Raw genomic sequence first — 10354 nt, forward strand, 5'->3', positions numbered from 1 at the left:
CAACCTCTATTTTTGAGCAGAATCAAAAATCCAAGTTGTCACCGCAGATATATGCAGATGTAGGAGGATAATTGTCTGTTTTACCAGAGTATATCTGCAGTTATAACGCAAAAGTTCAAAATGGTATGAATTTCCAAATCAAACAATGCCGTTGGCTGTATATCAGCCTCAGTATATTAAGTCTGTGCTTAGCAGTCACGATCGCACCTGCAAGGGCATGGCTGCAAATACCGACAACCCCTACCCTATTATCTTCCCAGCCCACCAACTGGCTAGAAAAAGGACGGAGTTTCTATCGTTCTGGGCGCTTTCCAGAAGCCGTAACAGCTTGGCAAAAAGCAGTACAAGAATACCAGAACCAGGGCGATCGCCTTAACGAAGCCCTGAGTTTGAGCTATCTTTCACTGGCGCAACAAGAACTGAACCAGTGGGAAACCGCCCGCCAGTCTATTGAGCAAAGCTTAAAACTGTTAAATACAGCTAAACCCTCCGCCGATGCAATTCTCTGGGCTCAAGTACTTAATACTCAGGCGAATTTGCAACTGCACACTGGGAAAGCCGAAACCGCCCTCGAAATTTGGCAACAAGCTCAAAAATTTTACGAGCAGGCAGGTGATATCACGGGAAGTTTGGGCAGTCAAATTAACCAGGCACAAGCGTTACAACGTTTGGGGCTTTACCGACGCTCTAGGCAGAAGTTAGAGGATATCGCTCAAAACCTGAAAGGGATACCGGATTCTGATGTTAAAGTGAGTGGGTTGCGATCGCTTGGCTTAACCCTGCAGTTGATTGGTGATTTTAGCAAAAGTCAAGAGGTGTTGGAACAAAGTTTAGCGATCGCTCGCCATATTGAAGCCAAACCCCACTTAAGTTCTATCCTTCTCAACCTCGGACAAACTGCTGTTACCTTGCAAAACCCGGAGGCGGCATTGGATTATTTTGAACGGGCAGAAAAAATAGCAACGAACCCAGGCGATAGCTTGCTAGCGAGTTTAGCTCGTTTCAAACTTTTCCTCGACTACGACAAGCTTGAGCTTGCTACCCCACTTGCACCTCAACTGCTACAACAACTGAGAGAACTGCCGACCAATCAAACTTCTCTTGACGCAGTTATTAATTTTGTTGCCACCCTCAATCGTCAGTCAAATACGTCTCAAATCCTACCACTCAAAGAACTAGCTCAACTGATGGCGGCTACAGTTCAATCCGCCCAGCAAATTCAAAATGTTCGGGCACAAGCCCATGCACTGTATCAATGGGGACAACTTTATCGGCGCACGCAGCAGTGGTCTGAGGCGCAGGAATTAGCTGAAAAATCCCTCAATCTTGCCCGTCAAATTCAAGCTGAAGATATCATTGCTCAATCAGCTTGGCAGGTAGGACAATTGCACAGGCAAAAAGGCGATCGACAGCAAGCAATAACTGCCTATACTGAAGCAGTCAAGGCTTTAAAGGCACTGCGGGGGGATTTAGTTGCGATTAACCCCGATGTCCAGTTCTCTTTCCGCCAAAGTGTAGAGCCTGTATACCGGGAACTGGTCGGTTTATTGCTGGATGGGCAACCGAGTCAAGCTGCATTAGTACAAGCCCGTGAATTAATTGAATCACTCCAAATCGCAGAACTCGATAACTTTTTCCGAGAAGCTTGTTTAGATAAAGTTCAGCAAATCGATCGGGTAGACCCCACTGCAACGGTTATTTACCCCATCATTCTGCCCGACCGTCTGGCAGTCATTTTCTCTCAAGCTGGACAACCACTCCGTTATTATGTCACTGACAAAACTCAAATTGAAATTGAGCAGACTCTAAATAATTTGTTAAGTGCTTTGAACCCAGTTTCAAACTCCAAAGACAGGGATCGATTCTCCGAACAAATTTATGATTGGCTAATTCGTCCAGCAGAAGTAGATGGAGTTTTCAAAAATACTAAGACCCTAGTCTTTGTTTTAGATGGTCGGTTACGGAATATTCCAATGGCAGCCTTATATGACGGGAAGCAATATCTCATTGAGAAATATGCTGTTGCACTTTCACCAGGATTGCAACTCATGGCTGCCAGAGCCCAACAAAACAATATTACTGCTGTTGTAGCTGGTATCAGCCAATCTCGCGCAGGTTTTAGTGCTTTGCCAGCTGTGGAATCGGAGGTGAAACAAATATCAAAGGCAGTGCCGTCCCATCTCTTGCTCAATCAAGCATTTACCAGTAAAGCTCTTGCCGATGGCTTGAAATCTAGTCGTATCAGTGCGATCCACCTAGCGACTCACGGACAATTTAGCTCCCGACTTGAAGATACTTTCTTGCTGACTTGGGATGGAAGACTCAATATTCAGGAGTTGTCGGCTCTTGTGAAAAATCGAAGTAGCGATCCATCGAAAGCGATCGAGTTATTGGTATTGAGTGCTTGTGATACGGCAGCTGGCGACGATCGCGCTGTCCTTGGACTAGCAGGTTTAGCTGTCAAATCCGGTGCTCGCTCAACCATCGCAACCCTATGGCCCGTCAAAGATAAGGCAGCCGAGATACTAATGACTAGTTTTTATAACCAGCTGCGACAACCCAAAATCACTAAAGCTGAAGCACTACGACAGTCACAAATAAACCTGATTCGTCAGACTGATTTCCACGATCCCTTCTTTTGGTCTGCCTTCGTTTTGGTCGGAAACTGGTACTAGTTAAGTGATATTACTGAAATTCAATCTCATTAGCTGTGTACTAATTTATAACACTTTTTACAAAAAATGCTTATATTAGTCGTAATGTGTTCCCTTTAAGACTTGTGATTAGAAGAATTTAACACGCTTCTTGTCACAGTCAAAATGTCTTTAATATTACAGATATTCATGAGGTAAAACTTTGTGAAACGTCAATATTTAGCGAGTACGTTGAGCGTTGTTGCTCTCATCGCTAGCAGTGGATGGACTCGTGCCCACGCCATTACATTTACACCACCCCCCAACAACGGCGCTCCAAGTCAAGCAACAGGAGGGGCTTCCCGTGGTCGTTTGTTTACACCGGTTTCTGGAAAGGGCACTCCCAGTCAAGCAACAGGAGGGGCTTCCCGTGGTCGTTTGTTTACACCGGCTTCTGGAAAGGGTACTCCCAGTCAAGCAACAGGAGGGGGTTCTCGCGTTGGCACTTACTACTTAAATCCTTCAACGGTCGGGACAGAAGGTCTGGCAGGGGTAATCGCACTCCTGCCTCAAAACTTCTATGGCACAACAGTGTCTGAACGTCCTACGATTCTCGTCTATATCCCTGCTTCTAATGCAGAAGAAGCCGTGTTCAGTCTTAAGGATGAAGCTGGCAAGATGCAGCACCAAATGATTATCCCAGTTGCCGGACAAACTGGGGTAATCGCCGTGAAATTGCCACCAAATGCACCTGCTTTGGCTGTTGGGAAAAATTACCAATGGTTCCTGGCATTGAAAGTGGATGGGCAACTTAGTCCGAGTACGCCTTATGTCGATGGTTGGATTCAGCGTATTCAACCCAGCCCCGAACTGACAGCAGCAATGCAACAGAAAGATGCTCTTCAGCAGGCGGTTGCTTTAGGTACAAACGGAGTTTGGTATGACTGTGTGGCAAAACTTGCTGCTCTACACGCCAAAGAATCCACCAATCCCATCCTTGCCAAGCAATGGGAAGAGCTTCTTTCCTCAGTGAGCTTGACGGAGGTTGCAAAAGCTCCATTCGTCGTCTCTGGCAAGTAAAAGGGAACAGGGGTTATCTTACCCCCAGATAGATTACCTAAATACGTAGAATGGTGGGCAGTGCCCACCCTACATAATTCTTATAAATGTATGGCGCATTATATGTGGCGCAAATTCCAAGCCTTTATTCAAGAGACTCGTAGTGTTTTTATTATTACTCCCAGTGTTGCCCTAACGGTTACTATTGGGCAGTTGTTAGGACTTTTCAATTTGCCTGAGTGGAAACTTCGTGATAAATGGGTTCGCTTGCGCTCGCACCAGACAATAGCACAGGAGATTGTTATTGTCACCGTTGATGAACACGATATCCAATTAGTTGGTAAATGGCCAGTTCCAGATTGGTCACTAGCACAATTACTGGAAAAAATCCGGGCGCAACAACCCCGCGTCATCGGCTTGGATCTCTATCGGGATTTACCGGAAGGCAAGGGACATGAGGAACTTGTAAAAATCTTTCGCAACACTGCTAATTTGATTGGTGTTGAGAAAATTATTGGGGAGCGTGTCAATCCGCCACCAGAATTGAAAAAACTCGACCGCGTAGGATTAGCAGATTTGGTGTTGGATGGCGACCGCCACGTGCGTCGTATCTTACTTACAGCAGTGGATGCCCAGGAAAAAGGCAAAATCAAGGCGGGGCTAGCTACCCTTGTGGCACTTAAGTACCTAGAAGCCGAAAAAATAACGTTAGAATCTGTTGACGAAAAGCAGCAAAAGTTTCGATTGGGCAATCAAATCCACCTACCACTACAAAATCACGAAGCGGGTTATTCCGATACCGATTTAGGCGGCTATCAAATTCTGCTCAACTGGTATGCTTCAGAAGCGGGGTTTCTTAAGATTGCTATGCGGGATGTGTTGGCTGGCAAAATTCCGGCAGATTTAATGCGCGATCGCATGGTCTTTATTGGGTCAGCTGCGGCCAGTACCAATGACTTCTTTAGCACACCCTTTAGTTCCTCCTTGATTTCTGCCCAAAAACCGACACCTGGTGTTGTTATCCATGCCAATATTGCCCATCAACTCGTGCAAGGGGCAAAAACAGGGAACGCAAATCTGCACGGGTTTTCTGGTATAGCTGCGGCGTTCTGGATTATTTTGTGGTCTGTTATCGGTTCTGGTGGTAGTTGGTGGTTAGCCAGTACGCGTACTGGGCAGCAGATACCGGGTGGAAAAATTCTTTGGGCAACTGTAGGCATCAGTGGGGCATTCATGGGGGGTGGCTACGGGGTGTTTTTGCAAGGTGTTTTGATTCCCGTCACACCCGCCTTAGCCGCCTTTATCAGTAGTGTCATTGCCACAACGAATGCTTATAAACAGCAGAAGTTAGAAGAAGCGAATCGGCAATTAGAAATTGCCAATAGTAAACTAGTAGATTATTCCAAAACCCTGGAGTTCAAAGTTGAAGAGCGAACTCGCGAGCTACTGTCATAAAGAAAAAATTCTGGTAGTAGATGACGAAGCCAGCATTCGCCGAATTCTAGAAACCCGCCTTTCTATGATCGGTTATGATGTAGTTACAGCAGGTGACGGCGAAGAAGCTTTGGAAACATTTCGCAAAGCCGATCCAGATTTAGTAGTTCTAGACGTGATGATGCCGAAGCTAGATGGCTACGGTGTATGCCAAGAATTACGTAAGGAATCGGATGTGCCTATCATTATGTTAACAGCCCTGGGCGACGTGGCTGATAGAATTACTGGTTTAGAACTGGGTGCGGATGACTACGTAGTTAAGCCCTTCTCCCCTAAGGAGTTAGAAGCCCGGATTCGCTCAGTTTTGCGTCGGGTAGACAAAACTGGTGCTTCAGGGATTCCCAGTTCTGGTGTTATCCATGTAGCTAATATCAAAATTGACACCAACAAGCGCCAAGTCTACAAAGGCGATGAACGTATTCGTTTAACAGGCATGGAGTTTAGCCTGCTCGAACTACTAGTGAGTCGTTCTGGAGAAGCTTTTTCCCGTTCGGAAATTTTGCAAGAGGTTTGGGGATACACACCAGAACGCCATGTGGACACCCGTGTAGTGGATGTCCATATTTCTCGTTTGCGGGCAAAGTTGGAAGACGATCCGAGCAACCCAGAGTTGATTTTGACAGCACGTGGCACTGGGTATTTATTCCAAAGGATTATCGAACCAGGAGAGGAATAAAGGAGTGAAGGAGGGAGGGAGGGAATGAGGGAGTGTCTGAGTGAGGGGAGAATAATTGATGACTCTTGACTCTTGACCCTGGGCTCTTGACTAATGACCAATGACTGATGACCAATGACTAATGACCAATGATGTTTTGCGGCGTCTACCCATTGTAGTTGGTGGTCTAGGCGCTGTGCTTTTGTTTATTAATCGTCTACAAACACCTGAAATAACTGATTCTCAAGCACGTGCTGATGTGCTGGGTGTCATTTTAAGTGCAGTGTTAATTTTGATAGGTTTAATTTGGCAGCAGGTTCAACCGCGAATGCCTGACGCGGTGCAACTCGTTGGCGAACAAGGTTTTGTTCTAGACCCAGATTTGCCAGAAACCATAAAAACAGAACTTGCTTGGGCATCCCATTTGTTGCTAACTAATACGGTGACGCGATCGCTAGTCGTTTACTATCAAGGTAAAGTTTTATTACGAAGGGGAGTTTTGGGTAAGAAATCAGAAGTGATACCTGGAGCCATACTCAAGAGGGTGCTAGAAAAGCAAAAACCAGTGTATTTGGTAGACTTAAAAGTTTATCCTGGAAGAATCGAATTTGATTATTTGCCAGAGAATACTCAAGGTGTCATTTGTCAACCTATAGGTCAAGAAGGAGCCCTTATCTTGGGTGCAAATGCTCCTCGAAGCTACACTAAACAAGATGAAAACTGGATTGCTGGAATAGCAGATAAGTTAGCTGTTACTCTCAAAGAGTAGTTAGCAGCTAATAGTTAGTAGTTAGTAGTTAAGAGAAAAACCACTAACCACTGACTACTGACCACTGACCACTGACCACTAACCACTAACAATTAGCTGTATGCAAATTATCTATTTGTTACTGATTGCCCTAATGCTTGTAGGTATTGTGGGTGCTGTAGTTCCCGCGCTTCCGGGAGCGAGCTTAATTTTAATTGGAATTATCATTTGGGGCTTTATCAGTGGTTCCCTTGCAGCCATAAAAATACCACTCATTGTAACCATTATAGTTTTGCTTTTAAGTATAGGAATTGATTTTTTAGCAGGCTACATAGGAGCACAACAAGCGGGTGCTAGCAAGTGGGGACAAATTGGAGCGTTTGTTGGTTTAGTTCTGGGATTTTTGGGATTATTACCAGCTTTGCCCTTAGGTGGACCATTATTAGGAATGTTATTTGGACCTCTTGTGGGAGCAATTATCGGTGAATACCTTTACAGACGTGACTTACTCCTTGCTACCAAAGCTGGTATTGGAATTGTAGTAGGTACGGTAATTGGCAACTTGATTCAGGGAGTGTTGGCAATTGGGGCTGTTGTCACTTTCCTTTTCACAACTTGGTCCCAGGTTTTTGGTTGATAGAGAACTCTCGGAAACAAATCAACAAAAAACCTAAAACAGTAGGATGGGCAGTGCCCACCCTACAGAAATCAATAAGTTTAGCGTCGGTGAGTTAGTAGAAAATAATGAACTAACCTACCTTTGATAACTTTTTACGACTTAAACCGAATAAACCTGCGACTGTCATAAGACCTAAACCCAAAGTGGTTGTTGGTTCCGGTATTGCTGTCTTCGCTGCTAGACCCGATAGCCTCACGCCATCTCCAGTGGTAAAGATACTGCTATTATTACCGAAAGCAGTACCAGGATTACCCATTTGAACAACAAAAGAGCTTACATTGTTCAATACTAAAGTTTTAGTTGAACTGTTATCTTCTTTTCCTTGTCCTGGAAGCAGGTTACTAACCTCGGTTCCATTGACTTCTAAAACGCCAGAGAAATAATTGTCTTCTACATCATAGAAATTAAGTTCTACAGCTGAGTATGCTTTCTGGAGGTCAAACAAGAAGCGACCAACTTCTAGGCGACCATCTTCAACTACTGTACCATTAGCCAGATAAGCCACAGGGCGGTACCAATATTCTTGTGAAATTGGGTTTGTTCCTTCATCTTTAAAGGTAAATTTTATTGTACCTTGAGGTCCCCAAGTATTTTCTGTGGCATTTCTATCAACAAACAAACGGCTCAGTCCGAACTGAGAATCAAATGCCTGGCTTGTCACTGTAAAGCCCATTGGCTCTGTCTGAATACAGTCTTTAGCCTCGACAATACAGTTCATATTTGTCAGGTCAATTTCACCCTCTTGCTGAGGAATGAGAGACATAGCATGAGCAGCGGGCATGGCAGCAGCTAGACCTATGCTCAAACTAGTTCCTAGAATTGTTGCCGCTACAAAATTGAACCTTTGCATAATTTGCTCCTGGTTTGCTCTTACCTATTAGGGTAAAAATCTTAATTTTTTTGACTCACTGTGTCCTTCATCAATTTATATGCATTTTCCAGAAATGTCAGTCTAAAAAAAAAGTCTTGATGCGATCTTAATTTAGATAGTTTTTATGATGTTTTTATCAGTAAAAATGCTAATTATCTATGGTTACTTTTACTGTAAATACAATGATAATTTTGCTAATTATCCTAAAAATACTATTAATTACGTAGGTAATTTCATATGTGATAGTTTTTAGTTAAAAATAAAAATATAATAACAAGTGAAAATCTGGGATAGCTAAGCTCTGTTTGATAGCATTGACTGTCAAAGCTTTAAGCTATTATTAAGGACTAAATAATAAATTTTCTACTACTGTAGTTTTACAGTAGGTCGCTTGAAGAATCTGTACTGAGTTTTAGTACACTTAAAAACAAAATGTATATTTAAATACTAAGTAATATTGGGATACAAATATTTGTGTTGCAATAGTGAGGTTATTTTTATAACTACTCCCTTCCCGCCAAAAGACGATCCAAAGACATAGGGTGGGTTCCACCAAAGCATACGGTGAAACCCACCCTATGAAAATAGTGAGCACAGCAGTAAACTACTTTAGTTGTGAAAACTTTTTACGTTGATGCAAGCCAAATAAACCAACTACCGCCAAAGCACCCAAACTTACAGTTGTTCCTGGTTCAGGTACTGATACTGTTAGCCTGACACCATCGCCAAATTGACCAAATCTCGCGGTAGGGGCAGGTTTACCCAACTGAAGCACCAAAGATTTCACATTCTTCAATGTTCTTGATTGGATATTTCCATCACCTTGAGCTGATATAAAATCATTGAATGGATTTCCATTCACCTTTAAAATACCGCTAAAGTTAGCTTCTTCAACATCCAAGAAGTCTAGTTTGACTTCATTAATAACTTTGTCAAATTCAAACAAGAACCGACCCACTTCCGCACGAGATTGTTCGGCTGGCATTCCTGTAGGAAGAGAATCTGGTGATGCACCTAGATAAGCGACAGGACGAAGCCAGAATCCTTTTAGAGGATTAGTTCCTTCATCTTGTGCATCGAATTTAATTCCAGAGCCCCAATTGTTTTCCGTACCATTCATATCAACGAATAAACGGCTTAATCCATACTGAGGGGATGTTCCATCAAAATCATAAGGCAAACTTGTTACTTTATAACCAAAAGTCGTTGTGTCCAAACATTTGCTGGCAACACAACCTATATTTGTAAGTTGAATTTCACCTTCTTCTTGAGGAATTAGAGAAGCAGCCTGAGCGGTTGGTATTACGGCAGCTATACCTAGACTCAAACTTGCTCCTACAATTGTTTTTGCTATAAAGTTGAACCTTTGCATAACTTACTCCCAGTTTATTTCTGCCTAATAAGGTTGTTGTAAAAATTTGTTTTGCATCTCGCTTCTTTCACTAATTTAGACAGTATTTATAAATTCGAGAAGTCTAAAAATCAGAATTGATGTAATCTTGATGTTGCCGTTTATGATTGCATTAAATTTCAGCAAAACTCATGAAATATATAATTCTTTTTTTACAAGAATCTACGGAATAAATTTGTTATTTTTACTGAGCTACAAGAAACTTTAATAATTAATTTTTCATATTTTTATGAAACTCAAATAAAATTAAGTAGCAACCGAAGTTACTACTTAGACAAGAGTAATAAATTATACTATATTGTATTACAGCTATTACATTCCACTTTCCAAGCAACCCCTGACTCAAAATAAGCTATTAGCAGACTAAAGTTTGAACATTCATAACAAAATAAAACAAATAGTTCGCGTATAATACACGTAATAAATTAGCGATTAATGTATATCTGATACACAATTAATTCAAAAAATTTCTCTCATCTTTGATTTCAATACATAACTTCCAATACTGCGTAGGTTAAGCATAAAAACACGCAATTACGAGGTTGGGTTGAGGAACGAAACCCAACAGCATAGGTTAAGCATAAAAACACGCAATTACGAGGTTGGGTTGAGGAACGAAACCCAACATCGATCGGCATTTGTTGGGTTTCGCACACGGTAAACCCAACCTACAATTTCTCCTGACATCTTGCACCTTCTTAATAAGGGAATGGTGGGCAGTGCCCACCCAGCCCTTTCAACGCGTTCAAGTGTACTAAATTTTTCCCCCAAAATTGATGCCCAATTAACCCTTATGCAATCAGA

At 42.6% G+C, this 10354-nt stretch carries 8 protein-coding genes and 1 pseudogene; 6 read left to right on the forward strand and 3 right to left on the reverse strand.

Features of this window, described 5'->3' with window-relative positions; translation table 11 throughout:
• The first annotated feature begins 125 nt into the window (after positions 1-125).
• From ACYRY3_RS06220 to ACYRY3_RS06245, 6 genes and pseudogenes are all read left to right on the forward strand, one after another.
• The gene (locus tag ACYRY3_RS06220; protein ID WP_460200850.1) at positions 126-2675 is read left to right on the forward strand and encodes a CHAT domain-containing protein; all 2550 of its coding nucleotides are present in this window, start codon (positions 126-128) and stop codon (positions 2673-2675) included.
• Between the two features lie 183 nt (positions 2676-2858).
• On the forward strand, positions 2859-3713 hold the full coding sequence (locus ACYRY3_RS06225; protein WP_460200841.1) for a DUF928 domain-containing protein: 855 nt from the start codon (positions 2859-2861) through the stop codon (positions 3711-3713).
• Positions 3714-3815: 102 nt separating this feature from the next.
• Positions 3816-5141, forward strand: a pseudogene (locus ACYRY3_RS06230) (CHASE2 domain-containing protein); the annotation flags it as partial.
• Positions 5116-5862 (forward strand): response regulator transcription factor RpaB, encoded by a 747-nt coding sequence (gene rpaB / locus ACYRY3_RS06235; protein ID WP_460200842.1) that lies wholly within the window; start codon positions 5116-5118, stop codon positions 5860-5862. The pseudogene ACYRY3_RS06230 and the gene rpaB, both read left to right, overlap by 26 nt.
• A gap of 121 nt (positions 5863-5983) precedes the next feature.
• Entirely contained in the window at positions 5984-6610 is a 627-nt protein-coding gene (locus tag ACYRY3_RS06240) for a cofactor assembly of complex C subunit B (protein WP_460200843.1), read from the forward strand.
• Between the two features lie 100 nt (positions 6611-6710).
• Positions 6711-7226, forward strand: a complete 516-nt coding sequence (locus ACYRY3_RS06245; RefSeq protein WP_460200844.1) for a DUF456 domain-containing protein — start codon at positions 6711-6713, stop codon at positions 7224-7226.
• 112 nt (positions 7227-7338) lie between these two features.
• On the opposite strand, the gene ACYRY3_RS06250 is transcribed toward ACYRY3_RS06245, so the two are convergent.
• The 3 genes from ACYRY3_RS06250 to ACYRY3_RS06260 form a co-directional block, all read right to left on the reverse strand.
• Entirely contained in the window at positions 7339-8118 is a 780-nt protein-coding gene (locus ACYRY3_RS06250) for an LEVG family PEP-CTERM protein (protein WP_460200845.1), read from the reverse strand.
• A gap of 625 nt (positions 8119-8743) precedes the next feature.
• Positions 8744-9511, reverse strand: coding sequence for an LEVG family PEP-CTERM protein (locus ACYRY3_RS06255; protein ID WP_460200846.1), 768 nt, complete (start codon positions 9509-9511; stop codon positions 8744-8746).
• 633 nt (positions 9512-10144) lie between these two features.
• On the reverse strand, positions 10145-10354 hold a 210-nt coding region (locus tag ACYRY3_RS06260), incomplete at its 5' end, for a hypothetical protein (protein ID WP_460200847.1).

Source organism: Scytonema sp. NUACC21 (assembly GCF_054684315.1).